Genomic DNA, 16,084 nt, shown 5'->3' on the forward strand with positions numbered 1-16,084 from the left:
GCCCGGACGGTGTCCACGGTGCCTGGAGAAGCCATTGTGTATGCCATGAAGAGGTTATCGGAAAGGTCGATAGCCTAGAGCGAAGCTATCCAAGCATAAAAATCAAGAATTAACATAGTTTAATTTAGGTTTATCATCGCACATCGGAACAATAGAATCATACATGCGTTGTCGATCCAACATCATCGCTCAAGCTGGCGCGCCGCTGAATCCGTGCTGCCGCGGGCAAAGTCCGCGCCCGGATCGCTCTATGCTCGGGCGACAGCAATCCAAGACGAACCACGCCAAGAAGCACCGGATCCGCATGCTCTTTCCGACGGACGATGCCAGTCACCCCCTCGCCGAGCGCTTTCGTTCTTTCATTCGCGATGTGTCGTTCTCATGCGTTGGCGCAAAGTCCGCCCTCGCGCGCAGTCAGCTCAAGATTCTCGTTGCGCGCGATATTACGGCACACGCAGACGACTTGCGGATCTATACGGCAGTGCTTGCCTTCATTTGTCGCTATCGCGCCCGGCCCGACCAGTTTCAGAGCTTCGCGGTGCTTTTCGAACAGCCGGCATCCCTCACTGAAGTGGCCTTCGAGCATTTTCTCTGGACGCGGGCCCAAGCGTTGTCGAACCAGGACAGCGGCTTGGGGCACGCCTACGATTCCCGCGTCAGCCCCGATCCGGAGGATCCGCACTTCTCTCTCAGCCTCGGGGGAGAAGCGTTTTTCATCCTTGGTTTGAATCCACGGGCGAGCCGGCCGGCGCGACGTTTCGAGCGGCCGGCACTCGTCTTCAACTTGCACGACCAGTTCGAGCGCCTCCGGACCGCCGGTCGCTACGAAGGTCTGCGCGACGCCATCCTTCAGCGCGACATCGCGCTTGCAGGTTCGGTCAACCCGATGCTGGCGCGGCACGGTGAACGTTCGGAAGCCTGCCAATACAGCGGGCGTCACGTCCAGGAGACCTGGGCCTGTCCGTTCACGCGTCAGCCGGAGACCCGTCCACGGCCGGATGCTCAGGACGGGATACGCATCGTGGAGGATCTACGGAGCGGTGCCTTCGCGGTCTGACGCCGCCTTCCGAAACGAATCCGATTGTCGCACAGGGAGACGAGCGAGATGAACCCGATACGGCGTGAGACGGAGGACGCGCTCGTCGGCCTGATCCAGGCGGTGCGGGCAACGGGTTACGCTTTCACTACGGTGACGCCGGCGAGCCATGCCCGTGTCAACGCGCGACCGGGCGCAGACTGGGCACGCGATCTCGGCGACGTCCTCGGCTGGAGCCGCCCGTTCCGCGAGGGGGTCGTGCCGCCGGATCTCCTCGGCGCCATGTACCGGGCGGGTGTGATCGAGACCGTGGAGGGGGGTGCGCGCGCGACCATCCGGGTCTCGAGCCTCGATGGGGAACTCTTCCTGCACTCGGCCTACCCGCCAAGCGCCACCGATGCGGTCTTCTTCGGGCCCGATACCACGCGCTTCGTCTCTGCGGTGATCATGCATCTCTCCGAGCGTGACCAGCCTATTCACCGCGCCGCCGATATCGGCGCGGGGTCCGGGGCTGCGGGCATCGCCATCGCGAAGCGCGCACCGGGCGCCGAGGTGGTCCTGGTCGACATCAACCCGGCCGCCCTGTGCGCCGGCCGGATCAATGCCAGGGCGGCCGGTGTCGGCGGCATCGTACCCCGGCAGAGCAATCTGCTACGGGAGATCGAGGGTCGGTTCGACCTCATTGTCTCCAACCCGCCGTTCATGATCGACCGGAGCGGGCGCACCTATCGCCACGGCGGCGGTGCCTTCGGCGAAGGCTTGTCCCTGGCCGTGGTCGAGGCTGCCGCCGAACGCCTCGCCCCCGGCGGCAGCCTCGTGCTGTTCACCGGATCCGTCATCGTGGGCGGCACCGATGGTTTCCGCGACGCTGCGCTGCATCTCTGTGAACGGGCCGGTCTGCAGGCCCAGTACCGCGAATTCGATCCGGATGCCTACGGCGAGGAACTCGACGACCCGGCCTATGCGGAAGCGGACCGCATCGCCCTGGTGGTGCTCACGGCGACCCGTCCCGCGTGACGTCCTGACGTCCAACGAAAATTCCGAAAGATCCGCTTCATGACAGAGACCGTGGTCGACGTGTCGATGGCCCAGGCCGATGTGTTGTCGAACATCCTGCAGGGATTGTCCGAAGCGCAGAAGCGCCTCCCAGGCAAACTCCTCTGGGACGAGAACGGCTCGGATCTGTTCGAGCGGATCTGCGCGAGCGTCGATTACTATCCGACCCGTACCGAAATTGCTCTTCTGACTCAGGTTTCGGCCGAAATTGCTCCATCGATCGGCTCCTGTGTCACGATCGTCGAGTTCGGCAGTGGAGCGAGCCGCAAGATCCGTACGCTGCTCGACGCCCTTGATCGGCCGGCGCGCTACATCGCCCTCGATATCTCGGGGGATTACCTCGACGCCGCCATCGCGGGTCTCGCACCGTCCTATCCCGGCGTCCACATGATCCCGGTGCACGCCGATTACACGACGCCGGTGCAGGTGCCCGTCGATCTCTCCGGGACCACGGTGCTGGGGTTCTTCCCCGGAACGAGCATTGGCAATTTCCTGCCCGACGATGCGAAGCGGTTTCTCGAGCGGGCCCGCGCCACCCTCGGACCGAGCCGTTTCCTCGTGGGGGCCGATCCGACGCGCGACGTCGCGAGCCTGATGCGCGCCTATGGGAACGCCGACGGCCTGATGCCGGCATTTCACATCAACCTTCTGGCGCGCCTGAACCGCGAGTTCGATGCCGATCTCGACAGCGACAATTTCCACCACACGGTGCAGGTGCACCACGATCCGTTTCGGGTCGAAGCGCACCTCGTGGCGCACACGAGCGCGATCTACCGCCTCGGCGGCACCGCGATTCGATTTCGGGCCGGCGAGAGCATCCTGACGGACGTCTCTTACAAGTATTCACCGGACGAGTTCCAAGCCCTCGCGAGGGAAGCGGGATGGTATCCGGAGCGGGTATGGCTCGATCCGCAAGGCTTGTTCAGCCTCCATCTGCTCCAGACCTGATGGCGGACGGTAGACTTCCGCCAGTGCATGTCAGGGTGCGTCAATGACGATTGATCGAAGTGACCTCGCGGACTTTCCGACCTCGGCAGCGATTCTATTCGGACTCGGTATCGGCGGATTTTTCGACGGGATCGTGCTGCACCAGGTCTTGCAATGGCACCACATGCTCACGAGCGCCGGGTACCCGCCCGACAGTGTGGCGAATCTTCAAATAAACACCCTGTGGGATGGGCTGTTTCACGCAAGCACCTACCTGTTCGTCTTCGGGGGGCTCGTCGTTTTGTGGCGCCACGCACGCCGGAACCACCTGCGCTGGTCGGGCTGGCTGCTGCCGGGTGGCATTCTGATGGGCTTCGGACTCTTCAATCTCGCGGAGGGCACGATCAACCATCACCTTCTGGGCCTGCACCACGTCAACGAAACGGTTCCACGTGCACAGTGGATCTATTGGGATCTGGGTTTCCTGATCTGGGGCGGTGTCATGCTGATCGGTGGTTGGATCATGCTGCGATGTGGTCGAATGCACACGTGATCGCTGCGCGGTCGGTCGGAGACATATCGGCCCTACCGTGAAGCCCAACGATGTCCGGCGAGGCATCAACGGAGGGAACTGGCCGAGATCGGTCGAGTGTTCGCCCGCAATCGCGCCGATGCACAGAACAACCGTGTGGTTCTGACGCCAGCACGGTTGTTCCGGGCGCGCGTACGAAACAAATAGGCGTCCGGTCGCTCTACCGCCCACCGCCGCTGCCGCCACCGGCACTTCCGTTCGGAATCGCCCGCTCGGGGAGGCTCGCATTCCCGCCCGCTGCCGAGTCCGTGGTCACCGTGTCGGCTCCCGTCGGGCCCCGCGAGATCACCAAGTCGATGTCGTTGCCGGTGGTGTTCGGTTGTTGCTGCACGATGGTTCCGGGTGGGAGCGTGTCCCCGCGCCCGATCGGAGTCTGCGCCAGGGCCAATGATCCGGTGGCGGTCAAAAAGCAGAGTGCAGCATAGGCCGAAGTTTTAGATTTCATTGCACGCTCCTGTGGTCGGATCGATTTGAGGTAAGACAGCTGTTCGAGGTTGGCTGCTGTCCGGGAAGTCATCGGCACCATTCGGGCCGGTAAGTCGACCAAAGCCTCGATCTTCTCGGAAGATGACCGGGTGTCACGCCGCCTCAAAGGCGAGTGGGGTGCGGCGCGTACGAATGAGCGTCTAAATGATCGGTTTGCCACCCGTCACCGCGACCGTGGCGCCTGAGACGTAGCTCGCTTCGGAACTCGCCAGCATCACGTAGACCGGTGCGAGTTCGCAGGGTTGCCCCGGACGTTTCATTGGTACTTGCGAGCCGAAGCTGCGGACCTTTTCCTCGGGCATCGTCGCCGGGATGAGCGGTGTCCAGATCGGGCCCGGCGCGACGCAATTCACCCGAATCTCGCGCTCCGCCAGCATCTGAGCGAGTCCGCCGGTGAAGTTCTGAATGGCGCCCTTCGTGGTGGCGTATGCGAGCAAGTGGGGGCTCGGCGAGTCGGCATTGACCGACGTGGTGTTGATGATAGCGCTGCCCGGTTTCATATATGGGAGCGCAGCCTTCACAAGGTAGAACATTGCGTGAATGTTCGTTGCGAAGGTGATTTCCCACTCAGCGTCGGAGATCTCTTCCGGGTTCGCGAAGGTTTTCTGGTGAGCGGCATTGTTGACCAGAACATCGACTCGCCCGAACTCCACCACGGCCCTGTCGACGATGGCGCGGCAATGGCTGGAATCCTTCACATCCCCCGCCATCCGGATCGCCTTGCGGCCTGCGGACTGGACCAGGCGGCACGTTTCCGCAGCGTCGTCGTGCTCGTCGTAATAACTCACGAGTACGTCCGCCCCTTCGCGTGCATAGGCCAGGGCCACGGCGCGGCCTATTCCACTATCGGCACCGGTGATGATCGTGCTCCGGCCTGCGAGGCGTCCCGAGCCCTTGTAATGCGCCTCGCCGTAATCAGGTTTCGGATCCATATCCACATCGCGCCCCGGCGGTGTGAGGGGGCGCTGATTCTCGAACGGCGGCTTTGGGAATTGCGTCATGGCGAACGAGGTTTCCTTGCCGAATTTTTCTGTCGAACAAGTTCACTTGCAGAACTGACCCTGGAGCCGTCGACCCGGGAGACCGCGTGTCGACCGAGGCCGCATCGTGGATGCGACCTCACCGGTTACGGGTATGCGGGGAACGGGGATGGCGAAGCGACCGCGAGAAGACCCGAGCCGCTCCGACACCGCCGGTTCGGAACGCCTCAAATCAGGCGATCTGTTCCTTTTGCGCGCCGCTGTCGGGGCGTGCGGGCCCCAGAACCGGCTCTTCACCCATGGGTACGTTCTGCACCACGTTGTAGGTTCCCTTGCCGTCCAGCGACGGACCGCTCGTCCAACGGCCTTCCGGCGGCACCGTGCCGTCCGCGGCCGTTCCGAAGAAGCTATAGCTGAACTTCTCGTGCTCCTTGCTTTGCGGGAAGCTGTTGGGGATCGGCAGGGCACCCTCGTGGCCCCCCAATTCTTCGACGACGGCGAGCCATTGTTGCTGGTGCATCGTGTCGCGCGCGATGAGGAAGCTCCACATGTCGCGCATTCCAGGGTCGTTCGTGGCGTTGAACAGGCGAACGGCCAATGTCCGCCCCGTCGCCTCCGCCGCCACGTTACAGTACATGTCGGCGGCAAGATTCCCGCTGGCATAGATGTGTGACATGTCGAACGGAGCGCCGTCACAATTGGCCGGAAACGCAGCCATCCCCGTGGACAGCAGATGTCGGTGCAGCATTCCCTCGACGAGATGCCGGGGGTTCTCACCACCCATGACGGCGCCCACCACGGCATCCGCCACACCGGCTTCCTGAACCTTCGTCGGGGCCGTCTCCAGATTCATCGCGACGGCGGTCGCCAGCATCTCGATGTGGCCGATCTCTTCGGTCGCGGTGTGAAGAAGCATGTCGCGATACTTCGTTGTCGGTCCCCGTGCGCCCCAACCCTGGAAGAAGTACTGCATACAGACGCGGATCTCACCTTCGATGCCGCCGATCGCCTGTTGCAGCATACGCGCGTAAACCGGATCGGGTGAATCGACCTTGACGGGATATTGGAGACGCTTGTCGTGATAGTACATGGTTTAAGCCACCTCAATGCATCGCCGCCCCATGCTTGCGGCCCGGGACGGCATGGATGGTGAACCGCGGTCCCACCGCACGGCATGCGCGGCAGGAGAGGACTTGGAGGTGTGGGCCGAGTCCAACGCCGTAAAACGGAACTGGACTTGACTCATGCCTCCTTATCGAAACGGACGTGGCCGACTCGAATACAGGACCAGGAAGGCAGATCTCGCGCTTTAGCCTGCCGACCCGTGTCCTGATGTGACTTCAGCGGTCAGGAACCACGACCGCCGTGGCTCGCCTCGCCGCCTTTTTTGCCGGCCTCCGAAGCCCGCTCGCGGTCGTTGGCAAAGTTGCCACCGCTGGCCTGTCCGCCCTTGTGGCCAGCCTCCGAAGCCCGCTCAGGGTCGTTGGCGAAGTTACCGCCACTGGCTTGTCCGCCCTTGTGCCCGGCTTCCGAGGCACGTTCCCGATCTTCGGCGAAGTTGCCGGATCCACCGCGGTGCTCGGACTGACCCTGATTGCCGTTGGATTGTGTCATCTCACCCTCCTGATTGTTCGGTAGATGAGATCCAAGAACTCCAGACTTAAAAACAATGTTCCAAGAAAAATCGTGGTATCGAACCAAAAATATGTAGATATAATCTATGATAAAGCGAGATAACTCAGGATAAGCCGATGATAGATGCTGGTTTTATCCGCAGGCTTGGGACGGCGTGCCCCTCCGAACAGATCGCGAGCCCAGGATGGGGTTTTGGGACCCGCGAGGCCCACCGCAGCTCGACAACCGGCGGTCAGGCATGCGCTCGGTCAGCGCAGTCCACAAAGATTCCGGTCCGATGGAGCTGCTGCATTCCGAGGTAAGGGGCGCCTGCCATGTCTGCAGACCGGGCGCGCCTTGATTTCCCGCTAGCCTCATCTGGACCGATGTCGCATGCATCGCTCGACGCGCTATCTCCGCGTCAGGGATCGGCGGTCCGGACCGATGTCCGTGGTATCGCCGAGGAGTCTGCGTCCGGACCCGATGACTTGCAATGCGTCTCGGCTGGAGCACTCCCGCCGGGCGACGGCCTCGAGGTCTCGCAGGTAGATGATCACAGGTTCGCGAATGGTGTCGGTGCGGCCGATCACGGGCTCGACTTTAGCCGTGACATGCGTGATCACCGTATCCCAGAATTCCGGGGTTTTCGCGCGATTTCTTGGCATGAGGTACGACTCCTCCGATCGATACCGACACGTGTCGGACATCGAAAGGGAAGCTTCATCAACATAGGTTTCAGGTGGTGTGCGATTCTCGTTGTGCACCTTCGATCCGCTGGGCCGTTCATGGGGCCTGCATCCCTGCGAGGGGGCTTGCATGTTGCAGGTGGGCCTGGAGGTGCGCCTGGGTCGGACTAGGCACTCGGGACAAGGTCGGCGTCGTGTGGGCTTAGGATCTGTTCACGTCCGGTTGTCGACACCTCGGGCACGAGGATGAGCCGTCGAAGGTTCACGCCATGCGAGGATTCCATGAGCAGCGATGACGGGGACGACTGGTCTCCTTCCCCGGACGGCAATCTGGCGGGTCGTTGGTCCGAGCCTGAAGCGCACCCGATCGCGCTTCCACACCGAAGCCGGAACGTCCTGGGCATGATGCGTTCCGTCATCCGGCGTACGGTCGAGTCGAGTGAGACGCTCGAAGACTTCGCCCTGCATATCGAAGGTCGCCTCGACGCGCTCACCCGTACGCAGTCGGCGATCGATTGCGCGTCGGATGGAGGCGTGGATCTTGCCACCCTTCTGGCGACGGAGTTCATGGCCGGCCAAGCCCGTGAAGACGATCAGGTTTCCCTCGATGGGCCATCGGTTCGGCTGGCACCAAGGGCCGCGATGAGCCTGGGATTGGCATTCCAGGAACTGACTACGAACGCGATCAAGTACGGAGCCCTGTCGGCCCGGGGCGGCCACGTATCCGTGACATGGCGCCTGAAACTATCCCACGATGCGCATTGGCTCGCGGTCACGTGGCAGGAGCGCGGCGGTCCGAGGATCGCGGCGGCACCGCTCGTCACTGGCTTCGGTACCGAGATGCTGAACCGTACGCTCGCGGATGAACTCCAGGCCGAGACGATACTGAGCTATGATGCGGACGGTCTGCGCTGTAGCCTCAACTTGCCCTTCACCGATCACGCCTTCGCGCGCGAGACGTGAGATGTGATTCGCTGAGCCAGGCGTCGACGACGGCGGCTCGCCCGATAGGCACGTTCGTGAAGAAAAAGAGGGTTCCGATCCGTCGTGGCCTGCGACGGCACGATGCGATCGCTGCTCGGTGATGTCCAATCCAGATTTCACAACGTGCCGGCTATAGATGGTTCAGTATAGTCTAGCGCCGACCGACCAATAGATCACTGCGTGACGATGGTTCGGTGCTCTACCGAGGTTCGAGCTTTAATCCATCAATCTTATGTGAAATCTACCGCGGAACGAATCCCTGAGATTTGTTTTGGATCGTTTGCCTACGCGCTTCCCGGTTGAGGTCCAGGATCGGGCGAACTCATGACACGAGTGAGGTGCCCGTCCCGGTGCTGCGTGTTCTACTGTGGTTCGGGCTCGCCCGAATATCAGGAATTTATATTTCCATCTGGATGACGAATATTTGATCCATCTGATATAAAAATCGGCGAGGTTTATACAAATGTCACTCAATGGTAATCAATACGGCTCGGCGGAAAAGAGAAAATCGAAAAACTTGCTGTTAATCCTGGGAATTTTGGTGGTACTGATCGCCGTCGTTTTCTTGGCACTCTACTTGTTCGGACAGCGCTTCGGCGTTCCAGTCTGAGCATGCCCCATCGGATCGGCAGGAAAGATTTCAGCTTCATGGGGTCGAAGTCGCAAGGACGACGGATTCGCGTGACCATCCTATCCAGCCTCTGCATCCTATCCTTGACGTGGCTCCCAGCACGCGCGAACCCTTCGATGGCTGGCGCGATGACGCAGAAGTCGGATTGGCGGGAAAAGTGCGAGCGACGTGCCCAGCAGAATGGGATGCGGCACAAACTAAGGGCGCCGTTCGTCACGCAGTGTATCGCAGGATATCGCATCAACGCGGGCAAAGATCTTCAATCGAAGAAACAGAAATTCTAATCACCTCCGGTCGGTCGATGCCTCGTCATTGAGAAGAAAGCGCGCGCCGCGGAGCCGAAAGAGAGCTTTGGAATGGTCGTATCCCTGGAGGGCGAGTGAGCGCGGTCGATCTGGGTTCGAATTCGCGCCCCGGGTATTTCATCGGAAGCTCGGCGCCACAGCCTTGTCACTTCGGCAGCCTCCTCGCCATTCCCGGCAATGTACGTGTAGCCGCGACGCTGGGCAGCACGCATCTCGAAAGGCCGAGCGCTCGGGGTTGACCGACCGCGAGACCCATGGCTTCTACGGGCGCTGGCACTCCCGACTCCGTAGCTCAGCTGGATAGAGCAGCCGCCTTCTAAGCGGCAGGTCGTTGGTTCGAGCCCAACCGGGGTCGCCAGTTTCTGCCGCACCAACTCTTCGAATCTCGGAGTGTTTCGATACCGCCGACCCGGACCCCCGGCGTTCGCCCGTCGCTCAGGCGGATCCGACCCGGTACTGGCGCGGCGGGGCCGTGCCGTTCACCGCGAAGTCGCCGACCGTGCGGTCGCGGTAGATCCGGGGATTGTGCGAGGCGATGGTGCGGGCGTTGCGCCAATGCCGATCCAGGCCATGGCCACCCTTCACCGCCGAAGCGCCGAGGGCGTCGAACAGCGTCGTGGTGGCTTCCAGCACGAGGTTGGTGACCACGCTGACGGCCTGGTTGACCTCGACATCCGCGATGGCCGCAGTGGACTCGGCGGATCGACCGGTGCGATGCACCGCATAGGTCCGTTCCAGGGACTCGGCCGCCTTGAGGACGATGGCGCCGGCGGCGTAGGCCGCGCCGCGCACGCGACCGACCACCTGCTGCACCTGAGGGTCGTCACCCGAACGGCTGCCGTTGCCGTGGCTGTAGACGCGCTGGCGCTCCGCCACGAGACGCGTGACGTCGAGGGCCGCCGAGCGACCGATCCCCGCGAGGGTCGCGAGATGGACGAGTTGGAAGAACGCCATGGCGTAGGGGAAGCGTTCCGGATCGGGCTTGATCAGCTCCGGCCCGAGGCCGACGTTCGTGAACACCGCCGTGCCGCTGGCCGTCAGCGCCTGTCCGAACCCGTCCCAGTCGTCGAGGATCTCGACACCGGGTGCGCGCACGGGGACCGCCGCCACCATGGCGACGCCGGCCTCGTCCTGCGCCGAGACGTGGATCCAGTCGGCGAAGAGCGAGCCGGTGGTGTAGAACTTCCGGCCGTCGAGGCGCCATTGCGCTCCGTCCGGCCGCAACACCGTGTCGAACTGCCCGACCTTGGCCTCGCCGGTCTCGGAGACGCCGCTGCCCACGGTCTCGCGGTCACCGATCCGGCCGATCCAACGGGCCCGCCACGCATCCGACGACGAGCACAGCATGTCCTCGGTAAAGCCGAAATGCGCCCGCAGGGCGTTGGTCACGTTGGGATCGGCCTGAGACAGCTCGATGAGCAGATTGAACAGCTCGGGCAGACTCGCGTCGAAACCACCCGCGTCGCGTGCCAGCCGGAGGGTGGTGAAGCCGGCCTGCTTCAGCCAGCCGATTTCCTCATGGGGCAGCGTACGCTCCCGGTCGCGGGTCACGGCGGTGGCGCGGATCCGCGCGAACACCGGCCGGAAGCCCGTGGCGAGATCCTCGTAACGTGCGCTCGGCCCCGCGCCCCATCCCGCATCTGTTTGTACCATCGATCGTTCCCATCCCGGCGAAGGCGCGGAATCGAGGGCACCCGGCAAGGCTCTGCCCAACCCGATGTCACGCCGCATCGCCTTGGAGTCGGCAATCCGCAGTGTCGAAGCAAGTCTCAAATGGCAGGATCATCGTATTTGAAAGATGACTGTCAGTCTTGGTGTCTACAGAGACCAGCTGTTTCCAAGTGGGGTATCGCGTGAAAGATCATGCTCCGGCGTTCTGCGACGGCCGGGCGGATCCCCGGGCCGTTCAGCGCAGGCGCGGTAGGATCGTCTCGGCGAACCGGCGCATCTCCGCCTCGAACGGTTGGAACTGGAGCATGAACAGGTCGATGCCGGCTGCGTGAAAGGCGGACAGGCGTTCCGCGATCCGACCGTAGCTGCCCACCAGCCCCGCGGCGGTGCCACCGTTGGTGCCGACATGGCGGACGGGTCCGTCGGGCTGGGCGAGACCGGGCTTGGCGAACATCACGGCGGCCGGGTCCGTCCGCGCGCGGGTGTCGGCCCGGATGGCGGCGTCGCGTTCGGCGAGTGCGATGAGCCGCGCATGCTCGGCCTCGGCCTCGTCGTCCGTGTCGCGGGCGATGACGAAAGCCGAGAGGCCGTAGCGCAGGGGACCATTGGCGGCCGGGCGCCGGGCGACGTCGGCGATCAGCGCCGCGACCTCTTCCAGGGGCTGGCCGTTGATGAACCAGACATCGCCGTGATCGGCCACCAGGGCGCGGGCCGGTTCGGATTCCCCGCCGACATAGAGGGTTGGCCGGCGGCCACCGGTGCCGGCGGGCCGCAACTGGTAATCCTCCACCCTGAAATGTTCGCCCGTGAACCGGACCCGTTCGCCCCGCATGAGCCGGTCGACGAGGCCGATCCATTCCCGGCCATAGGCGTAGCGTGCGTCGTGAGCCGGAAACGGCAGGCCGGCCCGCTCGAACTCGGCCTTGTTCCAAGCATTGACGAGGTTGAGCGCGAAGCGTCCCTCGCTGATCCGGTCGATGCCCAGCGCCGCCTTCGCGAGTACCACCGGATGGACGAGGCCCGGCTTGATCGCCGCGATGATCTCGATCCGGTGCGTCAGGGCGGCCAGCGCCGCCGATGCGCTCCAGGCATCGAGCTGGTCGCGCGCCTCGTCGTAGGGGTTCATGGTGTGCTGGGCGACGAGCACGGAATCGAATCCGAGGGTTTCGGCCTCCAGCACCAGGGCGCGGGTGCGTGCCCAGCTCGCGTCGTCGGGCTCGTCGGGATCGTGGTGGGCGGCGCGCGATCCGTGCACGGGCGCCCAGACGCCGAAGCGTGGGGAAGCGGCGGCCATGCTCAACCCCGGCTCGCGGCGGGTCGCCAGATCCGCACGGCGGTGGCGTCGATCTTCCGGGGGATCAGGCCGGCCTCTTGGAAGGTGTCGGCGATGGTCTGCTGCTCGGACAGGGCGGCCTTCTCCACGGGCTGGATGGCGTAGCTGCGCCGTTCGTTGACCGTGGCGACGATGTCGGGCGGCAGGTCGCCCCAGACGGGGCCGAGAAGCGCGACGGCGTCCTTCGGGTTGGCCTTGACCCATCGCCCGGCCTCCACGAGGGCATCGAACACAATTCCCACCACCTCCGGGTGCGCGGCGGCGAAGTTGTCGTTGACGAGAAAGTAGCGGTTGTACCTCGACAGGCCGGTCGCGTCGGCAAGCACCCGAACGGGGCGTTTGGCCTGGGCGATGGCGAGGAACGGGTCCCAGATCGCCCAGGCGTCGAGGCTGCCCCGGGCGAACGCGGCGGCCCCGTCGGGCGCCTCGAGATAGGCGGGCGTGATGTCGGAGAACCGCAGGCCTTCGCGCTTGAGGGCGGCGGCGAGGATGAAGTGGCAGCCCGAGCCGCGCGAGACGCCCACCGTCTTGCCCTTGAGGTCCGCCACCGAGCGGATCGGGGATTCATCGGGCACGATGATCGCCTCGGCGCGGGGCGAGCCCGCCTCCATGGCGTAGAAGGTCAGGGGCGCGCCAGCCGATTGCGTGAAAACCGGAATCGCGTCGGCGACATCGGCGTGGAGGTCGACGGCGCCGCTGTTCATGGGCTCGATCACGCCGGTGAACTGGTGCCAACTCGGCGCAAAACCCTTCGCGGCCAGGCGCTCGACCAGGGTGCCCTTGAGCTTGAGCACGGTCAGCAGGGTCGACGAGCGCTGGAAGCTGAGGCGGACCGGCTTGTCTGCGCCGAGCGCCGGGCGTCCACCCGTGGCACCGAGGGCCAGGGCGGCTCCGGCGCCGCCGAGGAGGCCGCGCCGCGTCCAGGGGGCGGAAGTTGTCATGGATCGTATCCTTGGGCTCGTTCCCGGAGCGTTTGCCCGGAAGACGGAGGTTGGCCATCGGACGGGACGGAATCGTTGCGGCCGCGGCGCGGGGCCCTTGGGAAGCGGGCCCGCGGCGATCGAACGCCCGAAGGTGTGGTGGCCGAGGAGGGCCGCGGCGCCGGCCAGCAGGGCCGGGTCCGGAGGTGCCTCAGCAGAACCGGACGGATCCGGCAGCATCGCGTGCAGGATGCGGATGAGGCGTCCGGTCATGCCGCCCCCGTCGGCAGCAGGTCGCCGTAATGGCGCGCGGCCACATCCGGGTGCGAGCGCAGACGGCCCTTGAGGGTGTTGCGGCCGACCTCGTGGAAGAGCGGTTTGTCGGGATCGCCCACTGGGCCCCGTGCCTTGTCCGCGAGGGAAGGCGGAAGAGTCAGGAGCGGCACGACGGCGTCGTGACGTGCGCCGAGGAAGAACGCCACGGAGAGCCGGTCGCGCCCGGCCGGTGGCGTCAACACCCGGTGTACCGTGGCGCGCAGGTAACCGTCGGAGGCGAGCTCCAGCAGCTCGCCGACATTGACGACGAACCGGCCCTCCCGCGGCTCCACGGAAATCCAGCCCTCCGGCCCTTCGACCTCGAGCCCGCTCTGCCCGTCCTGAACCAGGAGGGTGAGGAGCCCGCTGTCCTTGTGGGCGCCCACGCCCTGGTCGCCCTCGGTGCCGTCGCGGCCGGGGTAGCGGATGATCTTGATGTGCTGGTTCGGGGCGCCGGCGTAGATCGGCTCGAACGCGTCCTCGGGTTGGCCCAGCGCCTCGGCGAAGGCGCGCAGAACCCGGATGCCGACCCGCGTCACCGCCTCCTGCCAGCACAGCAGGCCGACCCGCAGCTCCGGCAGGCCGGCGGGCCAGAGGTTGGGGCCCTGAAGCCGCGTCCAGGCCGGATCGCCCGCACGCCGCGGCAGGGCGGGACGCTCGGCGCCGATGTCGAACTGCTCGCGCCAGTCCGGGGTGCCGCGGGTGATCTCGCGCCCGGCTTCCGTGTAGCCGCGAAAGTGCGGCGAGCGGATCATGGCCACCGCTCGCTTCTCGGAAAGCGACAGGGCGAAGAAGCGTCGCGCCAGGGCCTGGGTCTCGGCAATCTGCGCCGGGGAAATGCCATGCCCGGACAGGGTGAAGAAGCCGACGTCCCGGGCCGCCTGCCGCAGGGCGGCGAGGAAGGCCGCCCGTTCGGACGGTCCTTCGTCGAGGCGGCGCAGGTCGAAGTCTGGAACTCCGGCCACGGGTCAGGCCGCCTTGGCGTAGGTGCCGACCGCCGCCAGCGCCTGGTCGAGGTCGGCCAGGATATCGTCGATATGCTCGAGGCCGATGGAGAGGCGCACGTAGCCGTCGGACACGCCCGAGGCGCGTTGGTGCTCGGGCGAGAGCTGGGCGTGCGTGGTGGTCGCCGGGTGGATGGCGAGGCTGCGGGCGTCGCCGATGTTGGCGACGTGGTAGAACAGCTTCAAGCCCTCGATGAAGCTGCGCCCGGCCTCGCGCCCTGCGGCGAGTTCGAAGCCGACGAGGCCGCCGTGCCCGCCCCGGAGGTATTTGGCGACCCGCTCGCGCGCCTTGCCGGTGTGGTGCGAGGGATGGATCACCCGCTCGATCTCGGGCCGGCCGGAGAGATAGTCTGCCACCGCCTGCGCATTGTGACTGTGGCGCTCGATGCGCAGGGCCACGGTCTCGATGCCCTGAAGGGTGAGGAAGGCGTTGAGCGGCGAGACCGCCGGGCCGAGGTCGCGCAGGAGACGGACACGGGCGCGCAGCACGTAGGCGATGGGTCCCAGCGGCTTGGCCGCCTCCGTCCAGACGGCCCCGTGATAGCTCGGGTCGGGGGTGGTCAGGGCGGGTTGGCGCTCCGGATGGGCCGACCAGTCGAACGTGCCGCCGTCGATGATCGCCCCGCCGATGGCGATGCCGTGACCGCCGAGATACTTCGTCGTCGAATAGACGACCACGGCGGCACCGTGGTCGAACGGGCGCGCCAGGAGCGGCGTCGCGGTGTTGTCGATGATGAGGGGGATGCCGAGCGGCCGGCCGATGGCCGCGACCTCCGCGATGGGAAACACCGCGAGTTTCGGATTGGCCAGGGTCTCGCCGTAATAGGCCCGTGTGCGCGCGTCGGTGGCGCGGGCGAAGTTCTCGGGATCGGCGGGGTCGACGAAACGAACCTCGATGCCCTGCTCGACCAGGGTGTTGGCGAACAGGTTCCAGGTGCCGCCGTAGAGATCGGTGGAGGAGACGATGTTGTCGCCGGCCCGCGCGAGGTTCTGAACCGACAGCGCCGAGGCCGCCTGCCCCGAAGCGACGGCCAGTGCCGCGGTACCGCCTTCCAGGGCCGCGAGGCGCTGTTCGAGCACATCGACGGTCGGGTTGTTGACCCGGGTGTAGATGTTTCCGAACTCTTTGAGAGCGAACAGGCTCTCGGCGTGGCCGGTGTCGCGGAACTGGTAGGACGTGGTCTGGTGGATCGGCACCGCGACGGAGCCCGTCGTGGAATCGGCACGCCATCCGGCATGGAGCGCGAGGGTCTCGGGATGCGAGGAAGCGTGTGGGCTCGGCATGATGGGATTCCTGCAGGGCATTCGACGAATGCGTCGCCTTCCCACGGAACGAACGAATTTCGATCCAGTAAGGCCAGAGCAATTCGTTCGGTCGGATGATTATCCCAGCGCCTGTCGTCACGATCATTTGCTGAGTTGCCTGATGATGAAGCAACGCGGCCCGTAGTCAATGAAACGGTCTTTTGAAGAATCCTATTCTGCGACGAAAATATTCGCGATCATGCGCCGCACGGGGGACGGAACGTTTGTCGCGTCCCGGG

Annotated in this window: 14 protein-coding genes and 1 tRNA gene; 6 read left to right on the forward strand and 9 right to left on the reverse strand. The window is 64.8% G+C overall.

The window, feature by feature from the left end; genetic code table 11:
* Window positions 1-304 precede the first annotated feature (304 nt).
* Genes gntA through ASG60_RS18750 form a run of 4 tightly spaced genes read left to right on the forward strand, consistent with a single transcriptional unit; the run spans window position 305 to window position 3,572 of the window.
* The gene (gntA, locus tag ASG60_RS18735) at window positions 305-1,057 is read left to right on the forward strand and encodes a guanitoxin biosynthesis heme-dependent pre-guanitoxin N-hydroxylase GntA (protein ID WP_056387205.1); all 753 of its coding nucleotides are present in this window, start codon (window positions 305-307) and stop codon (window positions 1,055-1,057) included.
* Between the two features lie 48 nt (window positions 1,058-1,105).
* Window positions 1,106-2,053: a methyltransferase gene (locus ASG60_RS18740; RefSeq protein ID WP_056387107.1), complete on the forward strand. Its 948-nt coding sequence runs from the start codon at window positions 1,106-1,108 to the stop codon at window positions 2,051-2,053.
* Window positions 2,054-2,092: 39 nt separating this feature from the next.
* On the forward strand, window positions 2,093-3,040 hold the full coding sequence (egtD, locus tag ASG60_RS18745) for an L-histidine N(alpha)-methyltransferase (RefSeq protein WP_056387108.1): 948 nt from the start codon (window positions 2,093-2,095) through the stop codon (window positions 3,038-3,040).
* Between the two features lie 43 nt (window positions 3,041-3,083).
* Window positions 3,084-3,572 carry a DUF2243 domain-containing protein gene (locus tag ASG60_RS18750; protein ID WP_056387110.1) on the forward strand — a complete coding sequence of 163 codons (489 nt, stop codon included), beginning with the start codon at window positions 3,084-3,086 and terminating at the stop codon, window positions 3,570-3,572.
* A 199-nt stretch (window positions 3,573-3,771) separates the two neighbouring features.
* Here the strand turns inward: ASG60_RS18750 and ASG60_RS18755 are convergent, their stop codons facing one another.
* The 4 genes from ASG60_RS18755 to ASG60_RS22250 form a co-directional block, all read right to left on the reverse strand.
* The gene (locus tag ASG60_RS18755) at window positions 3,772-3,942 is read right to left on the reverse strand and encodes a hypothetical protein (RefSeq protein ID WP_244476718.1); all 171 of its coding nucleotides are present in this window, start codon (window positions 3,940-3,942) and stop codon (window positions 3,772-3,774) included.
* A 295-nt stretch (window positions 3,943-4,237) separates the two neighbouring features.
* Window positions 4,238-5,098, reverse strand: a complete 861-nt coding sequence (locus tag ASG60_RS18760) for an SDR family oxidoreductase (protein WP_056267395.1) — start codon at window positions 5,096-5,098, stop codon at window positions 4,238-4,240.
* A 211-nt stretch (window positions 5,099-5,309) separates the two neighbouring features.
* On the reverse strand, window positions 5,310-6,167 hold the full coding sequence (locus ASG60_RS18765; RefSeq protein ID WP_056167237.1) for a manganese catalase family protein: 858 nt from the start codon (window positions 6,165-6,167) through the stop codon (window positions 5,310-5,312).
* 257 nt (window positions 6,168-6,424) lie between these two features.
* Window positions 6,425-6,691 (reverse strand): general stress protein, encoded by a 267-nt coding sequence (locus tag ASG60_RS22250; RefSeq protein ID WP_056267398.1) that lies wholly within the window; start codon window positions 6,689-6,691, stop codon window positions 6,425-6,427.
* Window positions 6,692-7,659: 968 nt separating this feature from the next.
* On the opposite strand from ASG60_RS22250, the gene ASG60_RS18780 reads away from it, so the two are divergent.
* Together ASG60_RS18780 and ASG60_RS18785 are read left to right on the forward strand one after the other, a co-directional pair.
* A complete protein-coding gene (locus tag ASG60_RS18780; protein WP_162238656.1) occupies window positions 7,660-8,340 on the forward strand; it encodes a sensor histidine kinase in 681 nt (226 codons plus the stop codon).
* 1,238 nt (window positions 8,341-9,578) lie between these two features.
* A tRNA-Arg gene (locus tag ASG60_RS18785) sits at window positions 9,579-9,655 on the forward strand.
* A gap of 77 nt (window positions 9,656-9,732) precedes the next feature.
* On the opposite strand, the gene ASG60_RS18790 is transcribed toward ASG60_RS18785, so the two are convergent.
* The 5 genes from ASG60_RS18790 to ASG60_RS18810 all read right to left on the reverse strand — a co-directional run bounded on the left by ASG60_RS18790 (window position 9,733) and on the right by ASG60_RS18810 (window position 15,824).
* Window positions 9,733-10,950, reverse strand: coding sequence for a monooxygenase (locus tag ASG60_RS18790; RefSeq protein ID WP_056387114.1), 1,218 nt, complete (start codon window positions 10,948-10,950; stop codon window positions 9,733-9,735).
* A gap of 253 nt (window positions 10,951-11,203) precedes the next feature.
* Entirely contained in the window at window positions 11,204-12,262 is a 1,059-nt protein-coding gene (locus tag ASG60_RS18795; RefSeq protein WP_056267404.1) for an LLM class flavin-dependent oxidoreductase, read from the reverse strand.
* Window positions 12,263-12,264: 2 nt separating this feature from the next.
* On the reverse strand, window positions 12,265-13,242 hold the full coding sequence (locus ASG60_RS18800; RefSeq protein WP_056387115.1) for an aliphatic sulfonate ABC transporter substrate-binding protein: 978 nt from the start codon (window positions 13,240-13,242) through the stop codon (window positions 12,265-12,267).
* A gap of 248 nt (window positions 13,243-13,490) precedes the next feature.
* Window positions 13,491-14,501, reverse strand: coding sequence for a 2-oxoglutarate and iron-dependent oxygenase domain-containing protein (locus ASG60_RS18805; RefSeq protein WP_056387117.1), 1,011 nt, complete (start codon window positions 14,499-14,501; stop codon window positions 13,491-13,493).
* Between the two features lie 3 nt (window positions 14,502-14,504).
* Complete coding sequence (locus ASG60_RS18810; protein ID WP_156398957.1) at window positions 14,505-15,824, reverse strand: PLP-dependent transferase; 1,320 nt, start codon at window positions 15,822-15,824, stop codon at window positions 14,505-14,507.
* Window positions 15,825-16,084: the final 260 nt, after the last annotated feature.

Origin of the sequence: Methylobacterium sp. Leaf469, from assembly GCF_001424745.1 — a bacterium.
In the GTDB taxonomy this organism is placed as follows: domain Bacteria; phylum Pseudomonadota; class Alphaproteobacteria; order Rhizobiales; family Beijerinckiaceae; genus Methylobacterium.

Excerpts from the sequence above, each read along its gene's own strand:
- ASG60_RS18765 (WP_056167237.1), bottom strand. The coding sequence starts at position 6,167 with ATGTACTATCACGACAAGCGTCTCCAATATCCCGTCAAGGTCGATTCA.
- ASG60_RS18795 (WP_056267404.1), bottom strand. The coding sequence starts at position 12,262 with ATGGCCGCCGCTTCCCCACGCTTCGGCGTCTGGGCGCCCGTGCACGGA.
- egtD (WP_056387108.1), top strand. The coding sequence starts at position 2,093 with ATGACAGAGACCGTGGTCGACGTGTCGATGGCCCAGGCCGATGTGTTG.
- ASG60_RS18780 (WP_162238656.1), top strand. The coding sequence starts at position 7,660 with ATGAGCAGCGATGACGGGGACGACTGGTCTCCTTCCCCGGACGGCAAT.
- ASG60_RS18800 (WP_056387115.1), bottom strand. The coding sequence starts at position 13,242 with ATGACAACTTCCGCCCCCTGGACGCGGCGCGGCCTCCTCGGCGGCGCC.
- ASG60_RS18750 (WP_056387110.1), top strand. The coding sequence starts at position 3,084 with ATGACGATTGATCGAAGTGACCTCGCGGACTTTCCGACCTCGGCAGCG.
- gntA (WP_056387205.1), top strand. The coding sequence starts at position 305 with ATGCTCTTTCCGACGGACGATGCCAGTCACCCCCTCGCCGAGCGCTTT.
- ASG60_RS18760 (WP_056267395.1), bottom strand. The coding sequence starts at position 5,098 with ATGACGCAATTCCCAAAGCCGCCGTTCGAGAATCAGCGCCCCCTCACA.
- ASG60_RS22250 (WP_056267398.1), bottom strand. The coding sequence starts at position 6,691 with ATGACACAATCCAACGGCAATCAGGGTCAGTCCGAGCACCGCGGTGGA.
- ASG60_RS18740 (WP_056387107.1), top strand. The coding sequence starts at position 1,106 with ATGAACCCGATACGGCGTGAGACGGAGGACGCGCTCGTCGGCCTGATC.
- ASG60_RS18810 (WP_156398957.1), bottom strand. The coding sequence starts at position 15,824 with ATGCCGAGCCCACACGCTTCCTCGCATCCCGAGACCCTCGCGCTCCAT.
- ASG60_RS18790 (WP_056387114.1), bottom strand. The coding sequence starts at position 10,950 with ATGGTACAAACAGATGCGGGATGGGGCGCGGGGCCGAGCGCACGTTAC.